Here is a 26,301-nt window from a genome sequence, read left to right as displayed (position 1 = left end):
TATGGGCTCACCGCACCAAGAGGGGGAAGTCATGACCCGATCCCGGTGGGCGGCGGCCGCCGCCGTCGCCGTGGCGGCCGTCGTGCTCGTGGGGGCTGGGGCCTTCTGGCTCCTCGGCGGGGACGACGGTCCGAAGGGCACCGCGCAGAAGTTCGTCGCGGCGTGGAGCCGGGGGGACTTCGCCGCGATGCGCGACCTCACCGCGAACCCGCCCGCCGACCTCACGACCCGGCTCGCCAAGCAGCGCGACGATCTCGGCGCGACCGCGCAGAGGTACACCGTCGCGTCGGTCGGCAAGCCGAAGGGAGGCGAGGCCGGCGGCGCCTACTCCGCGCAGCTCACGCTCGCCGGGGGACGCGCCTGGAGCTACGACGGGACGCTGGAGTTCACCAAGTCCGGTGGCACGTGGAAGATCGCGTGGTCGCCGCGGATCCTCTACCCGTCGCTCAAGGAGGGCCAGCGGCTCGCGGCGGCGCGCGCCTGGCCGGGCCGCGCGCAGATCGGGTACGCGGACGGGACGTCCATGGAGGGCTCGCCGTCCGGGTCCGTCCAGCAGCTCGTGGGGCCGGTCGGCCCGGCGCCGGACGACGCGGCGAGGAAGCTCGGCGCGCCCTACCGCAAGGGTGACCCGATCGGGCTGGACGGCCTGAACAAGCAGTACGAGAAGCGGCTCGCCGGAACGCCCGCGCTGACCGTCCAGATCGTCGACGCGAGTGGGAAGGCCATCTCGACGATCAAGCGGTTCGGCGGGACGGACGGGCAGCCGATCCAGACCACGATCGAGCCGAAGACGCAGAAAGCAGCAGGTCAGGCACTGTCCAGTGTGGACAAGCCCGCGTCGCTGGTCGCGCTGCGGCCGTCCACGGGCGAGATCCTCGCGATCGCGAACAAGCCGGGCGGGCTGAACCGGGCGCTGCTCGGCCACTACCCGCCGGGCTCCACGTTCAAGATCGTCACGGCCGCGGCGCTCGTCGCCGGCGGGATGGACGCGAGCACGCCGGTGCCCTGCCCCGCCACGATCAACGTCGGCGGCCGGACGTTCAAGAACTACAAGAACGAGAGCTTCGGCACGATCCCGCTGCGGGACGCCTTCGCGCACTCCTGCAACACCACGTTCGCGCAGCTCGCGGTGCAGAAGCTCGGCCAGGCCAAGCTGACCTCGGTGGCGCAGCAGTTCGGGTTCAACGCGCCGGTCGTGGGCGGGCTCCCCGCCGTCCGGGCGGCGTTCCCGGCCGCCAAGGACGACACGGCGTTCGCCGCCGAGTCGTTCGGCCAGGGCGAGGTGCTGACCAGCCCGCTGAACATGGCGAGCGTCGCGGGCGCGGCGGCGGACGGCACCTGGCGGACGCCCCGGATCGTCCCGGCCGACCTCGCGCCGCAGGCCGTGGACGCCGCCGGGCGCAAGCCCGAGCCGCCGCACCAGCTCGACCCGGCGGTCAAGAAGGCCCTGCACACGCTGATGCCCGCCGTCGTCACGGAAGGCACCGCGCACGGCGTCGACTTCCCGTCCGGGACGGCCGGAAAGACCGGCACGGCCGAGTTCGGGACCGGAGACAACCCGCCCACGCACGCCTGGTTCATCGGCTACAAGGGCGACCTGGCGTTCGCGGTGATCGTCGAAGGCGGCGGCACCGGCGCCGAGGCGGCCGCCCCGATCGCCGCGTCCTTCCTGAAGACCGTCGCCCCCTGAACACCCGTGCTCTCTGGAAACCCTGCTTCCTGAAACCGTCGGCTACCTGCGCTTACCGGCGTTGAACGGTTGTTGATCGGGGTTCGGCAAGCTGTCCGGACGGGCCGGGCGCGATGACGGTCGACCTCGTTTCTTGGCGGGGGCGGGGTCAGGATCTCCGTCGGCTACGGGCGCGCCCGGCCCGCACCCCCCGGTGCCGGGTGCCGGAAGGCACGTCCTCTCCTAGCAGTGAGGCGCCCCTTCTCGGCACCCGCCACTTACGGCCGGCCCGGAACCCGCCGGGTCACGGATGCAGGCGGGCGCGGACGGCGTCGGCCTCCGGGACGCCCCGCTCCTCGAAGATCCGCAATGCCTCGGTCCAGTGCGTCCGTGCGGTCTCGGCGTCGCCCCGCGCCGCGAAGGACCGGGCGAGCGCGTCCAGGGCCATGCCCTGCCCCCACGGGTCCCCGATCTCGCGCAGGACGGCCAGCGCCTGCCGCGCGTCCGCCTCGGCCGCCTCGGCGTCCCCGAGGTCCAGCCGCGCCAGCGCGACCCGGAACAGCGCCAACCCCTCCCAAACCCGATACCCACCCGCCCGAAAGCGCCCCAAAGCCTCCACAAGCATCCCCAACACCTCGCCACCCGCGGGCAGCGCATCGGGGGGTTGGGCAGTGCGGAGGACGACGCCTGCTTGGTAGAGGGCGTAGCCGATGCCGAATTCGCCGCCCAGTTCGCGGTGCAGGGCGAGTGCGGCGGTGACGGCGTCGGCGGCCTCGGCGGGACGGCCGACGTCGAGGAGCGCGCGGCCCATGGCGGCGAGGGTGATCCCCTCGCCGTGCCGGTCGCCGTGGGCGCGGAAGGCGGCGAGCGCCTCGCGGTCGAGTCCGAGCGCCTCCTCGTGCCGTCCGAGCAGGTAGGCGCAGTTGCCGAGGCGGCTGAGGGCGTCCGCGGCGGTCCAGGTGTCGCCGGTCTCGCGGGCGCGGTGCAGCGCGACCCGGCAGACGGCCTCGGCGTCCCCGATCCGGTCGGCGTAGTAGTAGAGCCAGCCGAGCAGCAGGTGCGCGCGGCCCTCGCTGCGCAGGTCGCGGCGCTCCCAGGCGCTGTCGATCACCGCGTGCGCGGCCTGCTCGCACGCCCGCGCATGGAAACCCGAGTTGACCAGCGTGTCCGTCATCAACAGCAGGTCGGCGGCGGGTCCGGTCAGCCCGGCCCGCGCCGCCTGGCCGATCACGGCGAGCAGCATCGGGGCCTCGCTGAACAGCCATTCGCGGGCCTCCGCCTGACCCGAGAACTCCATCCCGATCTCGCTTCCGCCCGGGACGTGGGCGCGGGCGTCGCCGGGATTGATGGTCAGGTGGGCCGCCTGGGCGCTGGTCAGGCAGAAGCCGACCAGGCGGTGCAGGGCGGCGGCGCGTTCGGCAGCGGGCTCGTCCGCGTCGGCGCGCTGGCGGGCGTAGAGGCGCAGCAGGTCGTGGTAGCGGTACTGGCCCGGCGTGGTCGAGCGGAGCAGGCTGGCGTTCTCCAGGGCGCGGCACAGCTCGGCCGCGCGGTCCTGCGGGACGCCGAGGACGGCCGCGGCGGCGGGAACCGAGAAGGACGGCCCGTCCGGCAGGGCGAGCAGCCGGAACGCGCGGCGCAGCACCGGGTCGAGCTGGTTGTAGCCGAGCTGGAACACCGACTCGACGGCCAGGTCGGCGACGCGCAGCTCGGCGAGTCGGCGGCGCCGGTCGGCGAGCCGGTCCACCAGGGCCCGGACGGTCCAGGACGGCCGGGCCGCCAGCCGCGCGGCGGCGACGCGGACGGCGAGCGGGAGCTGCCCGCACGCCTCCAGCAGGGCCCGGACGGCGTCCGGCTCGGCGGTGACGCGGTCCGGCCCGGCGACCCGGACGAGCAGGTCGCGCGCCTCGTCCGGGTCGAAGACGTCCAGGTCCAGGTGGTGTGCCGGCGCCAAGGCGTCGAGGCGGGCCCGGCTGGTGATGATCACCGACGCGCCCGGGCCGTCCGGGAGCAGCGGACGGACCTGCTCGGCATCGCGCGCGTCGTCCAGGACCATGAGGACGCGGCGTCCGGCGGTGACGCGCCGGAACAGCTCGGCCCGGTCGTCGAGATCGTTCGGGACCGCCTCCGGGGTCACGCCGAACGCCTTGAGGAACGCGCCGAGGACCAGGTGCGGATCGGCGGGCCGCTCGTGGGCGCCGTGCAGGTCGGCGTAGAGCTGGCCGTCCGGATGGTCGGTGCGCATCTGGTGCGCGACGCGCAGCGCGAGCGCCGACTTCCCGACGCCCGCGACCCCGGCGACGGTCGCTACGCCGCCCCCGGCGAGCGCGCGCCGCAGGTCGTTGATCTGTGCGGTCCGTCCGGTGAAGTCGGCGACGGCGCCTGGAAGCTGCGCGGGACGGGCGCTCGTCGCGGGCGTCGGCGAGGACGCGGCGAGCACGCGTTCATGCAGCGCGGCCAGCGTCGGGCCGGGTTCGATGCCCAGCTCGTCCACGAGCGTCCGGCGCGCGTCGAGGTAGACGTCGAGCGCCTCGGCCGGACGCCCCGCCCCCCACAGCGCCAGCATCAGCAGCTCGCGCGGCCGCTCGCGCAGCGGATACCGGACGACCAGCGCCCGGATCCCGGCGATCGCCTCATCGTGGCGGCCGAGCTGGATGTCGAGGTCGAGCTTGCTCACCTGGGCCGCGACCAGCCGCTCGGTCAGCCGCACGCGCTGCGCCTCGGCATAGGGCCCCGGGACGCCGTCGAGCGCCTCGCCGCGCCACAGCCCCAGCGCCTCGCTCAGCAGTTCGCGCGCGCGCACGAGGTCGCCCGCGGCGCTCGCCTGCTCGGCTTCGGCGATCCCGCGCGTGAAGCGGAGGACGTCCAGCGACTCGGCGGGAACCCGCAGCGCGTACCCGCCGCCGACCGTGACCAGCACCTCGGACGGACGGCCCGCCCCCCGGTCCGGCTCGAACAGGCGGCGCAGCCGGGACGCGTACGTGCGCAGCGTGCCGACCGCCCGCGGCGGCGGATCCCCGTCCCAGACGGCCGAGACCAGCTCCGGCGTCGAGACCGGCGCTCCTTCTCGGAGCAGCAGCATCGACAGGAGCGCGCGCTGCTGGGGCGAGCCGAGATCGAGCTCGTCCTCCCCGCGCCATCCGCGCGGCGGCCCGAGCAGGCTGAACCGCAACGGCGCCATCCGCCCCTCCATCGCCCAAAGCGTAGATCGCCCCAGCTCACCCCACACCCCCACCCCACCCTCGCCGCCTAACCCCCAACCGCCCCCACTGGCCCCAGCCCTCGGCCCGAGCCTGCAACCCGCCCGCGCCTAACCCTCCACCCTGGCCTGCGGCCCGGCGTTGCCGCGGGGTGTGGATTGGTTTGTGCTGGTTGGGGCGGTGGTTGGGCGAGGGATTTGTTCGTTTGGTGGGGCGGAGGCAGTCGTGAGTGGGGTCGGGGATGTGGCTGTGCGGTGGGGGCGTTCGTGGGACGGCGGGCGGAGGAATCGGGGAATGGGCCAGAATGGGAGGTTATGGACGGTGGGGGGAGGCTTCGGTTCGCGGTGCTGGGGCCCGTGCGGGCCTTCCGGGACGACGTGGAGCTGCCGCTCGGCGGACCGCAGCAGCGGGCGTTCGTGGCGGCCCTCCTCGCGGCCGGGGGACGCGGCCTGCCGATGGACCGGATCGTCGCCGCGCTCTGGGGTGACGAGGCGCCCGCGCGCGCCGTCGGGACCGTCCGGACGTACGCGTCCCGCCTGCGCCAGGTGCTGGAGCGCGACCGGACCAGGCCGGAGATCCTCCGCTCGGACGGCGACGGGTACGCCCTGGACGTCCCGGACGACGCGGTGGACGCGCGGGTCTTCGAGGCGTGCGTGGCGCGCGCCGAGGCCGAGGAGTGCCCGGAGATCCGCCGGGACCTGCTGGACGAGGCGCTGCGGGCGTTCGCCGGAGCGCCGCTGACCGGCGTCCCCGGCCCGGACGCCGACGCGTGGCGGACGCGCCTGGCCGAACGGCGCCTCGACGTCCTGCTGACCCGCCTCGATCTCGACCTCGCCCTCGGACGGCACGCCGCCGCGGTCGCCGAGCTCGGCCTGCTCGCGGGGGAGAACCCGCTGGACGAGCGCGTCCACGAGCGGCTGATGACCGCGCTGTACCGGTGCGGGCGGCAGGCGGAGGCGCTGGCCGCGTACGGGGAGGCGCGGCGCGTCCTCGCGGCCGAGCTGGGCGTCCGGCCCGGTCCGGAGCTGACCGACCTGCACCAGCGGATTCTGCGCAACGACCCGTCGCTGGACGCGCCCGACCACAACGCCGGGCCCCTGCCCGTCCCGGGGCCGCAGCCCGAGCCGGAGCGGTCCGTCCTGCCCAAGCCCGCCGCGCTCCCCGCCGACCTGCCCGACTTCAGCGGGCGGACGGCCCTCGCCGCCGACCTCGTCCGCGCCCTGACCGAGCCCGCCGACCGGCGCGCCGCGCCGCCGGTGGTGTGCCTGAGCGGCGTCGGCGGCGTCGGGAAGACCGCGCTCGCCGTGCATGTCGGACATGCCGTCCGCGACGCCTACCCGGACGGCCAGCTCTACGTCGACCTGCAAGGCGTGGGGGACAGGCCGCTCGACCCGCGCGTCGTCCTCGCCGGGTTCCTGCGCGCGCTCGGCGTCCGCGAGGAGGCGATGCCCGACGGCGAGGCCGAGCGATCCGCGCTGCTGCGCTCCCGGCTCGCCGACCGGCGCGTCCTGATCCTGCTGGACAACGCCCGGGACGCGGCGCAGCTGCGGCCGCTGCTGCCCGGCGAGCGCGGCTGCGCGGTGCTGGTCACCGGCCGGGCCCGGCAGGCCGGCCTGTCCGGCGCCCGGCACGTGGACCTGGACGTGCTCGACCCGGTGGAGGCGATCGAGCTGTTCGGCCGGATCGCCGGTCCGGAGCGCGTCACCGCCGAGCGCGCCGCCGTGGTGGACGTGGTCGGCCTCTGCGGGCTGCTGCCGCTCGCCGTCCGGATCGTCGCCGCGCGCCTGGCCGCCCGCCCGTCCTGGACGGTCGGCACGCTCGCCGCGCGGCTCGCCGACGGCCGCCGCCGCCTCGCCGAGCTGCGGATCGGCTCGCTCGCCGTCGAGGCGACCTTCCGACTCGGCTACGACCAGCTCGACCCGGCGCAGGCCCGCGCGTTCCGGCTGCTCGCGCTACCCGAGGCGAACGGCCTGCCAGCGGAGGCCGCGGCCGCCGCGCTCGGCGAGGACGACGTGCTCGCCGTCGAGGACGTGCTGGAGTCCCTGGTCGACCTCGGCCTGCTCGACTCGCCCGCCCCGGGCCGCTACCGCTACCACGACCTGCTCTGGCTCTTCGCGCGCCAGACCGCCGAACGCACCGACCCCGCGTCCGAGCGAGCCGCCGTCCCCGTCCGCCTGCTCACGTACCTGCTGACCGTCCAGCGTTCGGTGACCGGCCTCGTCCGCCCGGGCCTATTCGCCTTCGGCGGCGCGGACACCGTTCCAGGTTTTGGTGCGGCTACCGGCCTCGGCGCGGACACCGGCCCCGCCTTCGGCGCGGGGAGTGCGCGCGGCGTTGGGGCGGGCGACGTTCCCGGGTTCGGGTCGGCGGCGCGGGCTCGGGACTGGACGTTCGACCATCTCGACACGATGCTTTCGGTCGTCCGGCAGACGGCTCGCGCGGGGACGGCCGCCGCGACCGCCGCTGACCTGCTGTTCGCGCTCGATCCGCTGCTGGAGGAGGGCTACCGCTGGTCCGAGGTCGAGCCCGCCGCGCGCGCCCTCGCCGACGCCGGACGCGGCCCGTACGCGGAGGGCCGGGCCCGGTACGTCCTCGGCAGGGTGGCCGTGCACACCAGCCGCCTGGACGAGGCGGAGCGCGCCGCCGCCCGCGCCGCCGAACTCGCCGAGCTGGTTGGCGACACCGCGCTACGCGTCGCGTCCCATGACCTGCTCGCGCACGTCGCGTTCTACCGGCTGCGCCCGCGCGAGGCCGCCGCGCACCTCGAACGCGCCCTGACCCTCGGACGCGAGGTGGGGGACCGCGCGGGCGAGATGGAGCGCCTGGCCAGCCTCGCCTACACCCACGTCGAGCTGGACGAGCCCGACCGCGCGATCGACTGGGCCGAGGACGCGCGCGCCCTCGCCCGCGAACTCGGCTACGGCGCCGGCGAGGCGTACGCGCTCTACACCCTCGGCATGGCCCTGGACCGCGCCGGACGCCTGGACGAGGCCGTCGCCCGCTACGACGACGCGCTCGCGATCTGCTGGTCCCAAGGGCTGCGCGCTCGCGAGTCCTACGTCCTGCTGCGGCTCGCCGAGACGCAGCTGCGCCGGGACCGTCCCGAGGAGGCGCTCGGCACGGCCGGGAAGTCGCTCGCGATCGGACGCGAGATCGGCGAGGAGTTCCAGGTCGGACGCGCCCGCGTCGCGCTCGGCCGGGCGCACGCCGCGCTCGGCGACACCGCCGCCGCGCGCGCCTGCTGGACCGACGCCCTCGCGATCTTCACCCGCCTCGGCGTCGCCGAGACCGAAGAGGCCCGCGGCCTCCTGAACGCCCTCCGAGCCGGCCACGAATCCTGACCACCATCCCGCCCAGCGCCGGGCGCGGACCCCGGGCTCAGGGTTGGCGGCGGAGGGGGTTAGAGCCAGTCGCGGGTTTTGAAGAGGGTGTAGAGGAGGCCGCTCAGGGTGATGATGACGGCGGAGCTGAGCCAGAAGCCCCAGTGTTGGCCGAAGCCGGGGTAGGGGACGTTCTGGCCGTAGAAGCCGGTGATCGCGGTCGGGACCGCGATGATGGCGGCCCAGCTGGTGACCTTCTTCATCACCTCGTTGAGCCGGTTGCCCTGGAGGGCGATCCGGGTGTCCAGGAGGTTGGCGATCAGGTCGCGCAGGGCGTCGGTGAACTCGCCGACGCGCAGGGAGTGGTCGTAGACGTCCTGGTAGTACGGGACGAGCGGTTGCGACACGAACTTCAGGTCGCGGCGCAGCAGGGTGTTCAGGATCTCCCGCATCGGGAGGGAGACCCGGCGAAGCGTGAACAGGTTCTTGCGGAGTGTGAAGCTGCGCTGCTGGATCTCGCGTACGGGGAAGTCGTCGCGGAAGACCAGCTCCTCCAGCTCGTCCGCCTCGTCGTCGAAGGACTGGGCGGCGGTGAGCTGGTAGTCCACGACGAGGTCGAGCAGCCCGTACAGCAGGAGGGCCACGGTGCTTCCGGCCAGCTCGTCGCGCTTGAAGTCGGGGCTGCGGTCCCAGCGCCCGATCAGCTCGTCGATCGGGAACCCGGGGTCCTCCCGGACGGTGACCAGGGCGTTCGCGGTCACGAACGCCGACAGCTCGTACAGCGTCATCCGCACGCCGTCGACCTTGGGCAGGTAGAGGTTCAGGAAGACGTAGTCGGTGTAGCGGTCGAGCTTGGTGCGCTCGTGCCGGGAGACCGCGTCCTCCACGGCGACGCGGTCGAGGTCCAGCTCGCGGCTGATCACGTGCATCGCGGTCCGCTGCGGGCCGCACAGGTCGAGCCAGACGGTCGTGCCGTCCTTCTTGAGGTACTCGCTGACGTCGTCGACCGGGAAGTTTTCGGCCTCCAGGACGCCGTCGTGCCAGGCCCGGGTGCGCGGCGGCTCGGTATAGACCTCGTCCTCGGAACCGGCCGTCGAGCGCTGATCGGTCATGCCGTCCCTGTACCCGGCGGCCCGGCGGCTACCCTGCCGGGACGGGCCCGGTGGAGCCCCGGACGACCAGCTCGCCCGGCAGCGACCGCGACTCGGGACGCCCGCCCTCCAGCAGTTCGAGCAGCGCGGTCATGCCCGCCGCGCCCAGCTCGCCCGCGGGCAGCCGGACGGTCGTCAGCTCCGGCTCCAGCGCCGTGGCCAGCAGGACGTCGTCGAACCCGGTCACCGACAGGTCGCGCGGGATCTCCAGCCCGCGCGCCCGCGCGGCCTTGTACGCCCCGGCCGACATCACGTCGTCGTCGCAGACCAGCGCGGTCGGACGGTCCGGGCGGCCGAGCAGCCGGGCCGCGGCGTCCTTGGCCGCCGTGACGTCGAGCGCGGCGTCCTCGCGGACCAGGGACGCGCCGGGCACGGCCGCCACGGCGTCCGTGAGGGCCTCGCCGCGCGCGTGGAACGTCCACTGGTCGATCGACGAGGCGACGTGCCCGAACCGGCGGTGCCCGAGGGACGTGAGATGCGCCACGATCGCCCTCATCCCGCCCTCGACGCCGAAGACCATGGTCGGGGCCGCGGCGGACGGGTCGGAGTCGAGCATCACGACCGGCGTCCCGGCGAACCCGATCATGGCGTCCTCGGCCAGGGACGACGCGAGGATGCCGTCGATCGCCTCGTCCGGCGCGGCGAACGGGCTGTCGGCGGGCCCGGCCGTCTCCGGCCACGGGTAGGCGACGATCCCGAACCCGTGCCGGGCCGCGACCCGCGCCGCGCCGTCGTGCACCGCGCCGAAGAACGGCGCGGTCAGCGTCGGAACGATCAGCAGGACCGTCCGGGTCGAGCCCATCCGCAGGCTGCGCGCGGCCCGGTTCGGCCGGTACCCGAGCCGTCCGGCGGCGTCGTGCACGGCCTCGACGGTCGCCGGTGACACGCGTCCCGCCCACTTCCCGCCCAGCACGAGCGAGACCGTGGACTGCGACACCCCGGCCGCCTTCGCCACGTCCTTGCTCGTAGGACGGCTGGTCATCGGCATGAGAGCAGGCTAGCGGTATCCGACTCGACGCCGGGCCGTCCGACGTGGTACGTATGACTAGCCATCCAGTAATACGTATGACTGACCTCGGAGTGTGATGCGCGGCTACCTGGAGTTCCTGCGCGTGCCGTTCGCGGCGCGGCTGCTGGGCGGGACGCTGCTGGGGCGGCTGCCCAACGGCATGGCGATGCTGGCCGTGGTGCTGCACGTCCGCGCGTCCGGCGGCGGGTACCCGCTGGCCGGGGCGCTCGGCGCGGTGCTCGGCCTCGCCACGGCCGTCGGGCAGCCCGTCCTCGGCCGCGCGATGGACCGCTTCGGCCAGGCGCCGGTGCTGCTCCCGGCCGCGTTCGCGTCGGCCGCCGGGTTCGCGCTGCTCGCCGCGTTCGGGGCCGATCCGCTGCCGGTGACCGTCCTCGCGGTCGTCCTCGGCGGGTTCGCGACGCCGCCGCTGGAGGCGGGGCTGCGCGCGCTCTGGCCGTCCGTCCTGGACGGTCCGGAGCAGGTGCACGCCGCCTACGCGCTGGACGCCGCCGCGCAGGAGATCCTGTTCACCGTCGGGCCGCTGCTCGTGGTCGCCGCCGCCGCGATCAACACCCCGACGGCGCTGCTGCTCACCGGGGCGCTCGGCATCGCCGGGACGCTCGTGGTCGTCACGTCCGGGCCGTCCCGCCGCTGGCGCGGCGAGCCCCGCGCGGGGGACTGGGCCGGGCCGCTGCGCTCGTCCGGGCTGCGGGTGCTGCTCGCCGCGCTGGCCATGGCGGGCATCGCGCTCGGCGTCTACGCGGTCGCGGTCGTCGCCTACGCCGAACGGCTCGACTCGGGCATCGCGTCCGGGGTGCTGCTGGCGGCGATGTCGGCGGGCGCCTTGGTCGGCGGGCTCGTCTACGGCGCGCGCGACTGGCCGGGCGAGCTGCACGTCCGGCTGCCCTGGCTGCTGGCCCTGCTCGCCGCCGGGTACGCGCCGCTCACCTGGGCGCCCGGGCTGCCGGTCATGACCGTCCTGGCGTTCGTCAGCGGCGTGTTCCTCGCGCCCACGCTGGCCTGCTCGTTCTCGCTGGTGGACCGGCTCGCCCCGACCGGGACGGTCACCGAGGCGTTCGCCTGGATCGTCGCCGCCATCGGCGCGGGCAGCGCGCTCGGCTCGTTCGTCTCCGGATACGGCGAGCACCTCGGCGGCGTGCCCGGCGCGTTCGCCGGAGCGGGCCTCGGCGGGCTGCTCGCCCTGATCGTCTGCCTGCTGGGCCACCGCACCCTCCGCCCGCGCCCGGTCCGCGCGGACGCCCCGATCTGCGGCGCCCCGGTCCCCTGAGCCACCCCTCAGCGGACCGGGCGCGCCGCACCCCCCGCGGCACGCGGCGGACGACCGCACCCCACGCGGTCAAGCGGTCTTGTGGCGGACGACCGCACCTCACGCGGCCACGCGGCCACGCGGCCACGCGGCCACGCGGCCACGCGGCCTTGTGGCGGACGAGCGCACCGCACGCTGCGCCACGGCGGCCGGTGCGCCGGCGGGCTGGCGGCGGGCGGTGCGGCGGGATTCCTGGCGGCGGGTAGGATCGCGGGCATGAACGGGCGGGGGGTATCTCGGGGAGCGGCCTTGGCGCTGCTGCTCGGTGCCCTGCTGGCGGGCCTGTTCCTCATGCACGGGGTGTCCGCCAGCCCGTCCCCGATCCACTTCTCCGACCCCGTCCAGGTGGCGTCCGCGCACCACATGCCGGACGGCATGCCCGGGCCCTCGGTGTCCGCCCACGCGGCCATGGCCCACGACATGGGCGGATGCCTCGGCGGGACGGTCTGCCTGGCCCTGCTGGTCTTCGGCGTCCTCGCCGTCGCCCTGGCCGGACGGTCCGTCGCCCTGCTGCCCGCGCGACCGCCGTCCGGCGAAGCCTGGACGCGTCGCCGGGGACCGCCGTCCGCCCGTCCACCCGATCTCCATCGACTCTGCGTGCTGCGGCTGTAGAGGTCCGTCCGTCCCCCGGCGAACGACCTATCCCCACAGCACTTCTGGAGATCGACAAATGAACAAGCAGCGCATCGCGGCCGCCGGCATGGCGGTCGTCCTCGGCCTCTCCGCAGCGGCCTGCGGCGGGAACGACAAGAAGGACGACAAGGCGATGTCGGGCCACGAGGGCATGTCCATGCCCAGCGCCACGGCGCCGGCGTCGCAGGGCGGGCACAACGCGCAGGACGTGATGTTCGCGCAGATGATGATCCCGCATCACCGGCAGGCCGTGGTGATGGCCAAGACCGTCCTCGCCAAGGGCAGCGACCCGAAGGTGAAGAACCTCGCCGGACGCATCGAGAAGGCGCAGGCGCCGGAGATCGAGAAGATGTCCGGCTGGCTCAAGGCGTGGGGCGAGTCCGTCCCGGCCGAGGGCGGCGGCCACTCGATGCCGGGGATGGACCACCCCATGCCCGGGATGATGACCGAGAAGCAGATGGCCGCGTTCGAGAAGGCGTCCGGCAAGGACATCGACCGGATGTTCCTGACCATGATGATCGAGCACCACAAGGGCGCGGTCACCATGGCCGAGCAGGAGCGGAAGTCCGGCGCGTCCGCCGAGGCGAAGGCCCTGGCCGGCGACATCATCAAGGCCCAGCAGGCCGAGATCACCGAGATGGGCGGCCTCGCGAAGTCCTGACCGCCCTTCCGGCGGCTGGATCCGAGTCCTGACCGCCCCGTCCTGGAACTAGGGCCTGTTTCGAAGTGGCCTCGGCCACGCGCGCGAACGCGTGACCAACCCGGCGGAGCGAAGCCGAAGGCGAGCGAAGCCGGGTTGATCGCGAAGCGATGCCGCGTTCGCCCAGGCACGGTCACGGAGCGAGCCGCTAGGCGAGCGCAGTGGGCCGGGACTGAGAAAACACAGCCTAGATCCAGGACTTGAACCAGATCCGGTCATGCCAGGCGTCGAAGCTGATCACCTGCGCCGACAGGATCGGGTAGAAGTAGGCGAAGTTCGCCAGCACCACCAGCACGAACGAGCCCGTCACGGCCGCGCCGATCACCCGGCGCGGCCCTGTCGGGCGCTCCGGCCCCATCAGGTAGCCGAGCGCCAGCACGATCGCGATGATCATGAACGGGACCATCGGGGTGGCGTAGAACAGGAACATCGTCCGGTCGTCGAACGCCGACGGGAACCAGGTCAGCCAGCCCGCGCTGAAGCCCAGCACCGCCGAGCCGGCCCGCCAGTCGCGCGTCACCAGCCAGATCCCGAGCACCACGACCAGCGCCAGGATCGCGCCCCACCACAGCGCGGGCGTCCCGATGCCGAGGATCTCGCTGGAGCACTTGCTCGCCCCGCACCCGGACGGCTCGGTGTAGTAGAACGCCACCGGACGCCGCAGCACGGGCCAGTCCCACGGCCACGACTGGTACGGGTGGTGGTCGTGCAGGCCGTTGTGGAAGTCCAGCATCTCCTTGTGGTACTTCCACAGCTTCGGCATCGCCTCGAACGGACGCCACAGCGGGTTGGACGAGGGCTTGCCCCGGTCCCAGCCGCCCGCGTTGAAGATCCAGCCCGACCAGGTCACCAGGTAGGTCGCAAGGGACACCACGACGAGCTGGAGGAACGCCGGGATCGCGTCCAGCAGCAGGGTGCCGGCCATCGGCTCGCGCACGCCCGCGGCGCGCCGCGCCCCGTAGTCCCAGCAGACGACCATCAGGCCGAACGCCGCGATGTAGAACACGCCCGTCCACTTGGTGGCGACGGCCATGCCGAGGCAGACCCCGGCAGCGATCCGCCAACCGTGCAGCAGCATCGGCCCGTAGGGGGAGGTGTCGCCCAGCTCGATCCGGTCGGCGAGGCGCCGCCGCGCCCGGTCGCGGTCGACGACCAGGCAGCCGAACCCGGCGAGGATCCAGAACATGACGAACACGTCGAGCAGCGCGGCGCGTCCGGTCACGAAGGACAGGCCGTCCAGCGCGAGCAGCAGGCCCGCCGCGCAGCCGAGCAGCGTCGAGCCCGTCATCCGGCGCACCACGCGGGCGAGGATGAGGACGGCGAGCGTCCCGCACAGCGCGGGCATGAACCGCCAGCCGAACGGCGTCGCGCCGAACAGCTGCTCGCCGATCGCGATCATCCACTTGCCCGCCGGGGGATGGACGACGAAGCTGCCGCCGTCCGTCCAGATGTTGGCGTGCGGGTCGGCGATGAGCATCTTGTCGGCGTCCTTCACCGTCGTGTGCTCGTAGCCGAACTTCAGCAGGGACAGCGCGTCCTTGGCGTAGTAGGTCTCGTCGAAGACCACCGCCTTGGGCGAGCCGAGCCGGTAGAACCGCAGCAGTGCGGCGAGCGCCGTCACCAGCAGCGGCCCGGCCCAGCCGAGCAGCGCGCTTCCCGGGACCGGCGGCGCCAGCCAGTCGCGCAGCCTCGGCGTGCGCGGATGCGGCGGGGCCGTCGCGGTCTCGGCGGGCGTGAAGTCCGTCATCGCCATTGGGCCATCGTACGGGCAGCCTCCGCGCGCAAACGCGGACCTTCCGGACCGCGCGCCCCGGACGCGCCGGGGCGCGGGGAACCGCGAGAATGGGGGGATGAGCCCTGAGACCGGATCCCTTCTGCTCGCGGCGGCGCCGATCGGACGGCCCGAGGACGCCTCGCGGCGGCTGCTCGCGGCGCTCGCGGACGTCCCGGTCGTCGCGGCCGAGGACACCCGGCGGCTGCGCCGGCTCGCCGCCGACCTCGGCGTCGAGATCGCCGGGCGGGTGCTGGCGCACCACGAGCACAACGAGCGGGCCAGCGTGGACGGCCTGCTCGCCGAGCTGCTCGCCGGCCGGGACGTGCTGGTGATCACCGACGCCGGGATGCCGGGCGTGTCGGACCCGGGGTACCGGCTCGTCCGCGCGGCCGTCGCGAAGGGCGTCCCGGTGACCGTGCTGCCCGGACCGTCCGCCGTGACCACGGCGCTGGTGGTGTCGGGCCTGCCCACCGACCGGTTCTGCTTCGAGGGCTTCCCGCCGCGCAAGCAGGGCGAGCGCGCCCGCCGCTTCGCCTCCCTCGCGGACGAGCCGCGCACGATGGTGTTCTTCGAGTCCCCCCGCCGCCTCGCCGACAGCCTCGCCGCGATGGGCGAGGCGTTCGGACGGGACCGTCCGGCGGCGGTGTGCCGGGAGCTGACCAAGACCTACGAGGAGGTCCGCCGCGGCAGCCTCGCCGAGCTGGCGAAATGGGCCGCCGAGGGCGTCCTGGGCGAGATCACCGTCGTCGTCGGCGGCGCGCCCGAGCGGGAGGGCCTGACCGAACCGTCCGACCTGGCGGCCGCGGTCGCCGACCGCGAGGCGTCCGGCGTCGCGCGCAAGCAGGCCATCTCGGAGATCGCGAAGGAGAACGGCCTGCCCAAGCGCGTCGTCTACGACGCCGTCGTCACGGCCAGTAAATAGTCACTACGCCCGGAACGGTCCAAAGGTAGGATTGTGGGGAATAAACACCTCGGGCTCCGGATCGGGAGAAGGATGGAACCCGCCTGAAAAGCGTTCACCGAGGGGGTGGGGGCCGTGCACGAGGCATGGTCGAACCACGAGGTCTGGGTGTACGAGTGCCAGAACTGCGGCCGTACCTGGGACGAAGAGTTCGAGGCCCGGCACGTCGCGGACGGGCACGGCGGTGAGGCGGTCGCCTACGAGCACGACGGCCACTCCTGCACCACACCATGGACAGACCACATGTGCCCGGACTGCCAACGCGCCAGGGTCAAAGCATGGCCCGCCCCCTGGCGCCGCCACCGCGCCGTCCCCCCAACGCGCAAAGGAGACGACCTCGAACTCGTCTTCCGCCTCCGCCGACTACATGCCTACTAAGGCCTGTACGGCAGCTGGGCTGGGCAACATGTGAAAGCACCGACCGGCCGTCGTGACCGGCGGCTTGTCGGTGCTTCCGCACGCCTTCTACGCGCTGGCGGTCTCCGGCTCGGGCTTGGTGGCCGGGGCCTGGCGTTTGCGCCAGAAGAGTAGGCGGGCGTACTTGGTGCGGACGTCTGCTTGGAAGGCCATGCCTGCGGCGAGGCAGGCGAGCGGCACCGCGGGGAGGACGTAGCGGTAGTCGAACTCCGCTGTGGCCGCTGGGGCGAGCAGGAGGCCGACGGCTAGGACCAGGGGGAGGATGGCCGGGCCGCCGAAGCGGCGCCAGAGCGGGAGCATGCCTGCGAGGCCGACCAGGAGCAGGGCGCCGACCAGGGTGCCGCGCAGGTAGACGTAGTGCTGGTAGTGGTGCATGAAGCCGGCGAAGGGCTGGGTGAGGCGGGTGCGGGCGGGGCCGTGCTCGTAGGCGTTGGCCTCCTCGGCGGCGGTGGCGCCGCTGCCCATGGGCCAGGTCGCCAGCGGGCGGGCCTTCTTGCCGAACTCGTACTGCGAGTAGGTGGACTTGTCGGGGAAGACCGTCCGGTTCCAGTTGAAGACGCGCAGGAAGTCGTGGCCGACGGTCTTGGCGTAGTCGCCGGGCTGGGCCATGATCACGCGCTTGGCGTAGTCGTTGCCGAGGCGGTTCTTCTCCGGGTCCCAGCGGGTGCCGGTGTAGCGGTTGAGCGGGGACGCCTCGTTCCAGATGCCGTCCTGGGAGTTGGGCAGCCGGGTGCCGTCCTTCTCGGTGCAGAGGATCATCTCCTCCACCGGCAGGTTCTTGATCTTGTGGCAGTCGGCGAACTTGTAGACCCGGGCGTACAGGAAGAAGCCGTTGCTCTCGGTGATCGCGAACTTGCCCTCTTCGGCCTTGTACCAGGACATGTAGGCGACGACCGGGATCGCGCAGGCGACGACCGTGGCGGCGAGGACGCGCCAGTTCATCCAGCGGATCACCATGTAGCCGAGCACCCCCAGCAGCACCGGCAGCCCGACCGAGCGGGTGAGCCAGGACACCCCGATGAGCAGGCCGATCACGGCGCCGACCCGCCAGGACGGACGGTCCTTCCAGAGCAGCAGGGTGACCGCGACCACAGTCAGGAAGGTGAACTGGACGTCCGACAGCACCAGCTGCTCCAGCTGGATCTGGTAGGCGTCCAGCAGGATCGGGACGGCGGCGAGCGTCGCGCCCCAGCCGGGCAGCGAGAACCGGTGCCGCAGCAGCGCGTAGACCATCAGGCCCATGCCGAGGCCCATGAGGTGCTGGACGCCGACGACCAGGGCGAAGCTGTGGAAGGGCTTGAGCAGCCACAGGTAGAAGGAGTAGCCGTCCGGCCGCAGCTGGTGCGGGTACGGCGACAGCGCCACGTGCAGGTAGTCGAAGCTGTCGTTGAAGAACATCGCCGGCCGGTAGCCGACCATCGCGATCCCGCGCAGCGCCGCCGCTATGACGAGGATCACAGTGAACAATGGGTTGCGGCGAACTGAACCGCCGAGGTAGGAGACCCCGCGCCGCAACCGGTCACCGAAAGGAACCCGCTGGTCACGCGCCGGGTCGGCGGCCGCCGCGTCCTGCTCGGCGGCCTGCTCCGCGGCGTCGATCACCGCCTGGATCTCGGTCTCGGCGACCTGCTCGCCGTCGCCCGCGGGGGGCGCGTCCCCGACCGTCCCGGCGGTCGGTGCCGGGCCCTGCGACGCCCCGTCCACCGGGGGTTTCGCCATCGCGGCGCCTCCTGACTGCGCTCCCGGGCCGGACCCGGCGGTGCCCCGTTCTCCCGCCTGCGTCACAGCGGCCCCACCCCTTCCGGGCCGAGGTGCCCGTATGCTTGTGCCCCTAGAGTGCCGCCGGCGGCCGCCGCGGAGAGGGCCTTCGAGTTGCGAACAGGCAACACGATACGGGTGCTCTTGAGCGGTGCGGCCCGCATGATCCGGCTCCGGCGGGCATCATGAACTATGACGGGCCGTCCAGCGGAACAAGTCGAGAGTAGTTGAAAGTACCGCAGACGGTCACCAGGGGTAACGAAGGAGATCGTGTGGAACTCTCCGTAGTGATGCCATGTCTGAACGAGGCCGAGACCCTCGAAACCTGCATCCGCAAGACGCTGGCGTTCTTCGCGGAGCAGGGGATCGATGGCGAGGTCGTCATCGCGGACAACGGCAGCACCGACGGCAGCCAGCAGATCGCCCGCGAGGCCGGGGCCAGGGTGGTCCCGGTCGCCGACCGGGGCTACGGCAACGCGCTGATGGGCGGCATCCGCGCCGCCCGCGGCAAGTACGTCGCCATGGGCGACGCGGACGACTCGTACGACTTCGCGACCCTCGGGCCGTTCCTGGACGACCTGCGCGACGGCGCCGACCTGGTCATGGGCAACCGGTTCCAGGGCGGCATCGCCGACGGCGCCATGCCGCCGCTGCACCGCTACCTGGGCAACCCGGTGCTGAGCTTCGTCGGGCGGCTGTTCTTCGGCAGCAAGATCGGCGACTTCCACTGCGGGCTGCGCGCCTTCAACAAGGAGTCGATCCTGCGCCTCGGCCTGCAGACCGGGGGCATGGAGTTCGCGAGCGAGATGGTGGTCAAGGCCACCCTCGCCAAGCTGGACATCCGCGAGCGGCCGACCACGCTGTCGCAGGACGGCCGGTCGCGTCCGCCGCACCTGAACACCTGGCGGGACGGCTGGCGCCATCTGCGCTTCCTCCTGCTCTACAGCCCGCGCTGGCTGTTCCTGATCCCGGGCCTCGTCTTTATGACGCTCGGCCTGGTCGCGGGGATCGCCCTCGCTTTCGGCCCGGTCCGCATCGGCGACATCGCGTTCGACGTCGACACGCTGGTCGGCGCGGGCGCGGCGATGGTCATCGGCTTCCAGGCGGTGATCTTCGCCGTCCTCACCAAGGTCTATGCCGCGCAGGAGGGCTTCCTGCCGACCGACACGCGGGTGCGCAAGCTCACCTCGTGGCTGAGCATGGAGAAGGGCCTGGTGCTCGGCGGCCTGCTGGCCCTGGCGGGCCTGGCCGGCCTGGTCGCGTCGGTGATGCACTGGCGGGTCAACAACTTCGGCGAGCTCGACCCGCGGCACTCGCTGCGCATCGTGGTGCCGTCCGCGACCGCGCTGGTGATGAGCTTCCAGACGATCTTCGGCGCGATGTTCGTCTCCATCCTCGGCATCCGCCGCCGGATGCACCCGCCGATCGTGGACGCGGCCGAGGAGGCCGCCGGTGTCGTGGACGCCGCGGTCGAGAAGGTCGCCGGCGAGCGCAAGAAGGCCGGTTCGGCCGAGGCCGAGACCGGGACCGGGGCGCAGGCCGAGGCCGGGGTCGCCGCTGAGGCCGAGGCCGCGAAGGCGGACTCGAAGAAGAAGACCGGAGCCTCCAAGAAGACCGGGGCCTGACCGCAAGGTCACCTCACACCGCCGCACCGCACAGCGCCACCGTCGTCGCCGCACCGCACTGCGGCACAGATGCACCGCATCGCGGCACAGCACAACCGCATCGCACCACCGCGCACGCACTCTCGACACCGCGCGATCTCACACCCCTGACGAGCCCCGGGCCCCTCGGCCCGGGGCTCGTTCGTCCTTCCCGGCATTTCCGGGCCGAACCCGGGAACGTGCCGGGGTGAATGGCCGTATCGGGTCGTCCCCCGCGCGAGTACCCGGGTCGGTCCCGCCCGAGTGACGTGCAGGTGAAGCGTGGATGACGGTCCGTCGCGTATGCCGAGAAGTTGCTGAGTGTTTCCTGGCCGAGTACGCCCGCCTCGCGGGGCTGTGGCAGCCTGAGAAGGCAATGGATCAACCGTTTGCGACCGTCCGCGCCCGGCCGCAGGTCCGATGCTGACCGATCCCGCCGCGGCGACAGGGGAAAAAGGGCAGGCCGAGCGGCCGGCCGCGTCGGGGACGCGGGCCGACGCGATTTTCGGCATTTCCGAAGGCGGACGGCGCTGGGCCGTCCTGCTCCTGATCGGCTGGGTCGTCCAGGTCGGCATCCGGCTGGCGTTCGCGAGCGGGCAGACGATGCCGGTCGCCACGCCGGACGAGACGGGCTACCTCTTCGCGGCCCGGGTGCTCACCGGCGGGCCGCCCGCGGACATGTCCTACGGGACGGTCTACCGCGGCGGCTATCCGATGCTGCTGGTGCCCGCGTTCAAACTCGCGCATGATCCGGAAACCGTCTACCGGCTGTGCCTGGTGACGAATGCGCTGGTCGGAGCGCTGGTTTTGCCACTGGCGTATGTGCTGCTCCGCCGATTCGGCCTGACCCGCGGACGCTCCTATCTGTTCGCCAATGTCGTCGCGCTGCTTCCGGCCGCCGTTTTCTACAGCGAGTTCGTGCTGACCGACGCCATCCTCCCGGTGGTCGTTCTGGGCTGGCTGCTTCTCACGCATACGTGGTTCACCAGTGATGATCCGCGAATTCAGGCGATCGGGTGCGTCGGGGCGTCGCTGCTGGCGGCGTACGCCTGCGCGGCGCATTCGCGCGGAGTCGTGATCATCGTCGTGCACGCCGGGCTGATCCTGGTCGCCGCGGCCCTGCGGTGGCGCCCGGTCTGGCAGGCCGTCCTCGGGGCGCTGGCGCTGGCGGCGGTGTTCGCCGCCGGGACGAAGCTGAACACCCACCTTTTCCACGTGCTTTACCCGATGGGCGACAACGACCTTGAGGGCAACCTGCGCCGCCGGCTGACCACGCCGGGCGGCCTCGCCTGGACGTTCTCGCTCGCGGTCGGGCAGATCTGGTACCTGGTCGTCGGCACCGGCGGGCTCGCCGGTATCGGGCTGCTCGGCTGCGGCTCGCTGGCGGTCCGGCGCGGGACCGGCGCCCGGCTCCGGTTCCTGGCGCTGGCCGTCCTGGGCTCGATCGGGGGGATCGCGGTCGCCACGTCCGCCGCGCTGCCCGACGAGGTCCGGGTCGGGAACTACGTGTACGGGCGCTACCTGGCCTGCTTCGCGCCGCTGCTCGTCGCCGCCGGGATCGCCGTGCTCGTGCTGGCGGCCCGCCGGACGGTGGCGTTCGCGGCGGCCGGGACGGCCGTGCTCGCCGCCGCCTCCGCGGCCGTCGTGTACGGGTACGCGGGCGACCGGCTGAGCAAGTACGTGTTCACGCAGTTCGACTTCCCCGAGTCGTCCTTCCTGATGTGGGACTGGCAGCGGTTCCACCTGTGGCGGGCGACGGTCGCGGGGCTGGTGCTGCTGGGGCTCGCCGTGCTGATCGTCTGGGGGCTGCGCGGCCGCAAGGCCATGGTCGTCCTCGCCGGGGCGCTCGTCGCCGTCGAGATCGGCATGACCGGGACGGCCACGGCGCAGATCGGCCGTCCGCTCGTCCGCCAGTTCAGCCCGATCGCCCGGCTGGACGGCCTGGCCCGCCCGCACGACCGCGTCGCGGTGGACTGGCAGGTGCCCTGGAAGCTGCGCCTGCCGATGCTCTACGACGCCGGACGGCACCGGCCGATCGAGTTCGACGGGAACCGGCACAAGCCGCCGACCCGCCGGGCGAACCTGATCATCCTGAACTGGCGGCGGCCCAAGCACGTCCCGCCCGAGCAGTCCTGGAAGCACGGCCCGCCGCCGCCCGGCTGGCACATCGTGGCGACCCGCATCAGCAAGGAAGGCAGCTGGGTCGCCTGGCGCCGCGACTGACGTTCCAGAGCGTCAGTGCAGGTCGGAGCGGTCGGGCGAGGTGGGCTTCGGTGGCGTCTGGCCCAGCGTGGACGGGTGGTCCCAGACCTGCAGGATCCCGTCGGACGACTTCCAGAGCCGCTGCCAGCCCTTGGACTGCTTGGGCCGCCATCCGCCGAGGACCTGCGACTCCTGGCCGCGCCAGCGCGTCCACAGGACGGGCGCGCTGAACGCCTCGACGGGCAGGCTGTAGTGGTCGTGCGGCCAGGACTGGATCTGCCCGTTCCACGTCCTGCGGCCCCACGGGTCGCGGACGTAGAAGGTCAGCGTCTGCGCGAGCCGCCGGTCGGAGTAGATCGTCGTGATGTCGTTGCGTCCGCGCAGCCAGATGCGCAGCTCGTTCCAGGCGGTGTCGCGCGGCAGGTCCGGGACGGCCCGGACGCACACCACGACGTACGAGGCGGCCACGGCCAGCGCGAGGACGGCCGCGGGCGCCTTCAGCCGCCGCCTGGAACGCTCCGGGACGCGCTGCCACAGCAGGGCGACCGTGCCGAAACCGCCCGCCAGCAGGGCGGGGAGCACGGCGTCCCAGTACCGGGGGAGCCAGGCGCGCAGCGAGATCGACTCCGGGTCGAGCACCCCGGACAGCAGCGTGATCGGGATCCCGAGCGCCAGGAACCAGACCAGGACGAGCAGCAGCCGCCGGTCCCGGGTGATCAGCCAGCCGGCCACCGTGACGGCGAGGGCGGCGATGAACACCGACCCGAGGGCGCTCCAGTCGTGGAAGGCGCGGGTGAACGACTCGGCGGCGAGCTTCCGGGTCACGTGGTCGCGGGAGAGGCCGCCGTGCTCGGCGGCCGAGATCAGCCCGGCGAGCGGGTTGCCCCAGACGATCTGGTTGTGCACGAAGTCGGCGATGAGGATCACGGCCATCGGGATGCCGACCGTGAGGTTGCGCCGCCACGGGATCCGCAGCGGGAGCAGGAAGACCGGAATGACCACGAACAGCAGCGCCACGAACTCGCGGCTGAGGAACGCCAGGCCGTAGCAGGTCCCGGCGGCCACCAGCCAGCGCGTCTGGTCGCGCCCGCCGCGCCGGGACGCGGTGACCAGCGCGGCCATCCCGAGCGAGAACAGCCCCGCGCCGGGCATGTCCGGCAGCATCACGCCGGTGGACCAGCCGAGCTCGTGCCCGTACGGGTTGGTCATCGTGAACAGCGGGTTGACCAGGATGACCAGCACGGACGCCAGGCCCGCGAGGTTCCCGAACAGGGACCGGACGGCCAGGAAGCACCCGACGAAGAACAGCACCACGCCAAACGCCGTGACGGTGAAGTAGGCGATCTGGCCCGGTCCGAGCACCTCCTGCGCCAGCCGGGCGGGCAGCACCAGCCCGACCCGCGTCACCTGGTGCGGGACCTCGGAGAACGGCCACTGCTCCAGCGGGACGTCCGGCCAGTCGCGGGCCGCGAGCCACACGTAGTACGGGTCGAAGTACAGCGGCGGCACCATCAGGACGTACTGGAGCCCGACCCCGCAGACCGCGACGAGGGCGCTCAGCGCCAGGGCGAGCCGGTGCCTCCGGAGCCGTCCGGACCAGCCGGTCCGGGCCGGGCCGGCCGAGGGTCCAGAGACCGCCGTCCGGGCCGTGTCCGTGTCTGCCAAAACCCGCTCCCACCAGCGTCTGCGCATGTCATCGGCCTGATCAGCAGGGTAGCCGCACGCCCCCGGCCGGGCCCCGTGACGACGCCGAACCGTCAGTGACCTTTCAGGAACCGTCCCCCTTTCCGTGAACGTCCGTTCGGATTCCGGGGAACGCTCCATCCCGTTCCCGTCGCCGGACCGGTTCATCCACAGGGCGGATATCGGTTCGGACGGGCGGGGCGGGACCTCTACCCTTGAGACATGTCCTCGTCGAGCCGACACATCCTCACCGCGCCCGCCTGGCCGTACGCCAACGGGCCCCGCCACCTCGGGCACGTCTCGGGGTTCGCGCTGCCCGCCGACATGTTCAGCCGCTACCAGCGGATGGCGGGCAACAAGGTCCTGATGGTGAGCGGCACCGACGAGCACGGCACGCCGATCCAGGTCCAGGCCGACAAGGAGGGCGTGTCCCCCCGCGAGCTCGCCGACCGGTACAACCTGGCCATCGCGGAGGACCTGCGCGGCCTCGGCATGAGCTACGACCTGTTCACCCGGACGACCACGCTCAACCACCACGCGGTCGTCCAGGAGATCTTCAAGGGCCTGTACGACAACGGGTACATCTTCCCCAAGACCACGATGGGCGCGATCTCGCCGTCCACCGGCCGCACCCTGCCCGACCGCTACATCGAGGGCACCTGCCCGATCTGCGGCTACGACGGCGCGCGCGGCGACCAGTGCGACAACTGCGGCAACCAGCTCGACCCGATCGACCTGATCAACCCCGTGTCGCGGATCAACGGCGAGAAGCCGGTGTTCGTGGAGACCGAGCACTTCATGCTCGACCTGCCCGCGTTCACCGAGGTGCTCGGCCGGTACCTGAAGTCCAAGCAGGGCCAGTGGCGGCCGAACGTGCTGAAGTTCGCCCTCAACCTGCTGGACGACCTCCAGCCGCGCGCGATCTCCCGCGACCTCGACTGGGGCGTCCAGATCCCGCTGGACGGCTGGCGCGAGAACCCGGCCAAGAAGCTGTACGTCTGGTTCGACGCGGTCGTCGGCTACTTCTCGGCCTCGGTCGAGTGGGCCCGGCGCTCCGGCGACCCGGAGGCCTGGCGCGCCTGGTGGCAGGACCCGGACGCCCTGTCCTACTACTTCATGGGCAAGGACAACATCGTCTTCCACGCCGAGATCTGGCCGGCGATGCTGTTCGGCTACGACGGCAAGGGCGACAAGGGCGGCACGCCCGGCTCGCTCGGCGCGCTGAACGTGCCGACCGAGGTCGTGTCGTCGGAGTTCCTGACCATGGAGGGCCGCAAGTTCTCCTCGTCCCGCCAGGTCGTCATCTACGTGAAGGACTTCCTGGAGCGCTACGACGTCGACGCGCTGCGGTACTACATCGCGATCGCCGGCCCGGAGAACAACGACACCGACTTCACCTGGTCGGAGTTCGTCCGGCGCAACAACGACGAGCTGGTCGCGGCCTGGGGCAACCTGGTCAACCGGTCGGTGAACATGGCCGCCAAGAACTACGGCGCGATCCCCGAGCCGGGCGACCTGAACGACGCCGACCGGGCGCTGCTGGCGCGCAGCCGCGAGGCGTTCGGCAAGGTCGGCGCCGAGCTCGAACGGTCCCGGTTCAAGAACGGCATCGGGGAGGCGCTCGACGTCGTCCGCGACGCCAATCGCTACCTGTCCGACCAGGCCCCCTGGAAGCTGAAGGACGACCCGGCCCGCGTCCAGTCGATCCTCTACACCGCGCTCCAGGTGGTCGACGACGCCAAGTCGCTGCTCACCCCGTTCCTGCCGACCTCGTCGCAGCAGGTGCACGAGATGCTCGGCGGCGAGGGCGTGTGGGCGGCGCAGCCGCGGCTGGAGACCGTCTCGGAGGAGGGCGGCCCCGACTACCCGATCCTGACCGGCGACTACGCCGCCGAGCAGGCCGTCTGGGAGTCGCGTCCGATCCGTCCGGGCGTGCCGCTGGTCAAGCCGACGCCGCTGTTCAAGAAGCTCGACGACGCGGTCGTCGACGAGGAGCTGGCCCGGCTGGAGGGCGCGTGAGCACGAACCGGGGCACGGACGCCGAGGCCCCGCGCACGTTCCCGCCGCTGCCCGACCGGCTGCCCGTCGACGTCTTCGACAGCCACTGCCATCTCGACCTGGTCGGGCTGCCGGTGGAGGAGCAGCTCGCGTCCGCGAAGGCGGCGGGCATCGCCCGGATCGTCACGATCGGCGTCGACCTGGCGTCCTCGGGGCTGTGCGTCGAGACCGCGAGCGAGTTCGACGACGTCTACGCCGGTGTGGCGATCCACCCGAACGACACGACCGGGATCTCCGACGCCGTCCTGGACGACATCGCCGAGCTGGCGAAGCACCCCAAGGTGCGCGCGATCGGCGAGACCGGCCTCGACTACTACCGCGACTGGGCCCCGAAGGACGACCAGCACCGCTCGTTCCGCGGGCACATCGAGATCGCCAAGCGCACCGGCAAGGCGCTGGTGATCCACGACCGCGAGGCGCACGACGACGTGCTGCGCCTGCTGGAGGAGGAGGGCGCGCCGGAGCGCACGGTGTTCCACTGCTTCTCCGGCGACGCCGCCATGGCCGAGGTCTGCGCCGAGCGCGGCTACGTGATGAGCTTCGCGGGCAACATCACCTTCAAGAACGCCCAGCCGCTCCGCGACGCCCTGGACGTCGCGCCGCTCGACCTGATCCTCGTCGAGACGGACGCGCCGTTCCTCACGCCCGTCCCGAACCGCGGCAAGCCGAACGCCTCCTACCTGATCCCGCACACCGTCCGCTTCATGGCCGACTACAAGGGCGTCCGCCTCGAAGACCTGTGCGAGGCCATCGCCGCCACCGGCGAACGCACCTTCGGCCCCTGGTAACCCCACCGCCG

Annotated in this window: 17 protein-coding genes; 11 read left to right on the top strand and 6 right to left on the bottom strand. The window is 72.8% G+C overall.

The genetic code is table 11. The features are described from left to right. The first annotated feature begins 31 nt into the window (after window positions 1-31). Window positions 32-1,690, top strand: coding sequence for a penicillin-binding transpeptidase domain-containing protein (locus FHU30_RS11130; RefSeq protein ID WP_253874676.1), 1,659 nt, complete (start codon window positions 32-34; stop codon window positions 1,688-1,690). A 283-nt stretch (window positions 1,691-1,973) separates the two neighbouring features. On the opposite strand, the gene FHU30_RS11125 is transcribed toward FHU30_RS11130, so the two are convergent. Then, window positions 1,974-4,859, bottom strand: coding sequence for an AfsR/SARP family transcriptional regulator (locus FHU30_RS11125; RefSeq protein ID WP_253874675.1), 2,886 nt, complete (start codon window positions 4,857-4,859; stop codon window positions 1,974-1,976). A 321-nt stretch (window positions 4,860-5,180) separates the two neighbouring features. On the opposite strand from FHU30_RS11125, the gene FHU30_RS11120 reads away from it, so the two are divergent. After that, window positions 5,181-8,207, top strand: coding sequence for an AfsR/SARP family transcriptional regulator (locus tag FHU30_RS11120; RefSeq protein ID WP_253874674.1), 3,027 nt, complete (start codon window positions 5,181-5,183; stop codon window positions 8,205-8,207). Window positions 8,208-8,266: 59 nt separating this feature from the next. Here FHU30_RS11120 and FHU30_RS11115 read toward each other — a convergent pair whose 3' ends face one another. Together FHU30_RS11115 and FHU30_RS11110 are read right to left on the bottom strand one after the other, a co-directional pair. Continuing rightward, a complete protein-coding gene (locus tag FHU30_RS11115) occupies window positions 8,267-9,298 on the bottom strand; it encodes a magnesium transporter CorA family protein (RefSeq protein WP_253874673.1) in 1,032 nt (343 codons plus the stop codon). Window positions 9,299-9,326: 28 nt separating this feature from the next. Next, a complete protein-coding gene (locus tag FHU30_RS11110) occupies window positions 9,327-10,325 on the bottom strand; it encodes a LacI family DNA-binding transcriptional regulator (protein WP_253874672.1) in 999 nt (332 codons plus the stop codon). Between the two features lie 97 nt (window positions 10,326-10,422). Between FHU30_RS11110 and FHU30_RS11105 the strand changes: the two genes are divergently transcribed. From FHU30_RS11105 to FHU30_RS11095, 3 genes are all read left to right on the top strand, one after another. Next, a complete protein-coding gene (locus FHU30_RS11105; protein ID WP_253874671.1) occupies window positions 10,423-11,634 on the top strand; it encodes an MFS transporter in 1,212 nt (403 codons plus the stop codon). Between the two features lie 255 nt (window positions 11,635-11,889). Continuing rightward, on the top strand, window positions 11,890-12,285 hold the full coding sequence (locus tag FHU30_RS11100) for a DUF6153 family protein (protein ID WP_253874669.1): 396 nt from the start codon (window positions 11,890-11,892) through the stop codon (window positions 12,283-12,285). A 58-nt stretch (window positions 12,286-12,343) separates the two neighbouring features. Beyond that, entirely contained in the window at window positions 12,344-12,967 is a 624-nt protein-coding gene (locus tag FHU30_RS11095; protein ID WP_253874667.1) for a DUF305 domain-containing protein, read from the top strand. Window positions 12,968-13,193: 226 nt separating this feature from the next. Here FHU30_RS11095 and FHU30_RS11090 read toward each other — a convergent pair whose 3' ends face one another. Then, complete coding sequence (locus FHU30_RS11090; RefSeq protein WP_253874665.1) at window positions 13,194-14,759, bottom strand: dolichyl-phosphate-mannose--protein mannosyltransferase; 1,566 nt, start codon at window positions 14,757-14,759, stop codon at window positions 13,194-13,196. A gap of 97 nt (window positions 14,760-14,856) precedes the next feature. Here FHU30_RS11090 and rsmI point away from each other — a divergent pair, with 97 nt between their 5' ends. Beyond that, window positions 14,857-15,702: a 16S rRNA (cytidine(1402)-2'-O)-methyltransferase gene (gene rsmI, locus FHU30_RS11085; protein WP_253874663.1), complete on the top strand. Its 846-nt coding sequence runs from the start codon at window positions 14,857-14,859 to the stop codon at window positions 15,700-15,702. Between the two features lie 114 nt (window positions 15,703-15,816). Then, entirely contained in the window at window positions 15,817-16,119 is a 303-nt protein-coding gene (locus FHU30_RS11080; RefSeq protein WP_253874661.1) for a hypothetical protein, read from the top strand. Between the two features lie 87 nt (window positions 16,120-16,206). On the opposite strand, the gene FHU30_RS11075 is transcribed toward FHU30_RS11080, so the two are convergent. Next, entirely contained in the window at window positions 16,207-17,877 is a 1,671-nt protein-coding gene (locus FHU30_RS11075) for a hypothetical protein (RefSeq protein ID WP_253874660.1), read from the bottom strand. Between the two features lie 311 nt (window positions 17,878-18,188). Here FHU30_RS11075 and FHU30_RS11070 point away from each other — a divergent pair, with 311 nt between their 5' ends. Together FHU30_RS11070 and FHU30_RS11065 are read left to right on the top strand one after the other, a co-directional pair. Beyond that, on the top strand, window positions 18,189-19,541 hold the full coding sequence (locus FHU30_RS11070) for a glycosyltransferase family 2 protein (RefSeq protein ID WP_253874659.1): 1,353 nt from the start codon (window positions 18,189-18,191) through the stop codon (window positions 19,539-19,541). A 438-nt stretch (window positions 19,542-19,979) separates the two neighbouring features. Beyond that, complete coding sequence (locus tag FHU30_RS11065; protein ID WP_253874658.1) at window positions 19,980-21,782, top strand: hypothetical protein; 1,803 nt, start codon at window positions 19,980-19,982, stop codon at window positions 21,780-21,782. Window positions 21,783-21,794: 12 nt separating this feature from the next. Here the strand turns inward: FHU30_RS11065 and FHU30_RS11060 are convergent, their stop codons facing one another. Beyond that, entirely contained in the window at window positions 21,795-23,426 is a 1,632-nt protein-coding gene (locus tag FHU30_RS11060) for an ArnT family glycosyltransferase (protein ID WP_253874657.1), read from the bottom strand. A gap of 240 nt (window positions 23,427-23,666) precedes the next feature. On the opposite strand from FHU30_RS11060, the gene metG reads away from it, so the two are divergent. Together metG and FHU30_RS11050 are read left to right on the top strand one after the other, a co-directional pair. Next, window positions 23,667-25,463, top strand: a complete 1,797-nt coding sequence (metG, locus tag FHU30_RS11055; protein ID WP_253874656.1) for a methionine--tRNA ligase — start codon at window positions 23,667-23,669, stop codon at window positions 25,461-25,463. Beyond that, window positions 25,460-26,290 carry a TatD family hydrolase gene (locus FHU30_RS11050; protein WP_253874655.1) on the top strand — a complete coding sequence of 277 codons (831 nt, stop codon included), beginning with the start codon at window positions 25,460-25,462 and terminating at the stop codon, window positions 26,288-26,290. The genes metG and FHU30_RS11050 overlap by 4 nt, the downstream gene beginning before the upstream one ends. Window positions 26,291-26,301: the final 11 nt, after the last annotated feature.

Source organism: Actinomadura rupiterrae (assembly GCF_024172125.1).
GTDB lineage: Bacteria > Actinomycetota > Actinomycetes > Streptosporangiales > Streptosporangiaceae > Spirillospora > Spirillospora rupiterrae.
The sequence above is the reverse complement of the archived record's forward strand: the minus strand, read 5'-3'. Positions and strand labels throughout refer to the sequence as shown.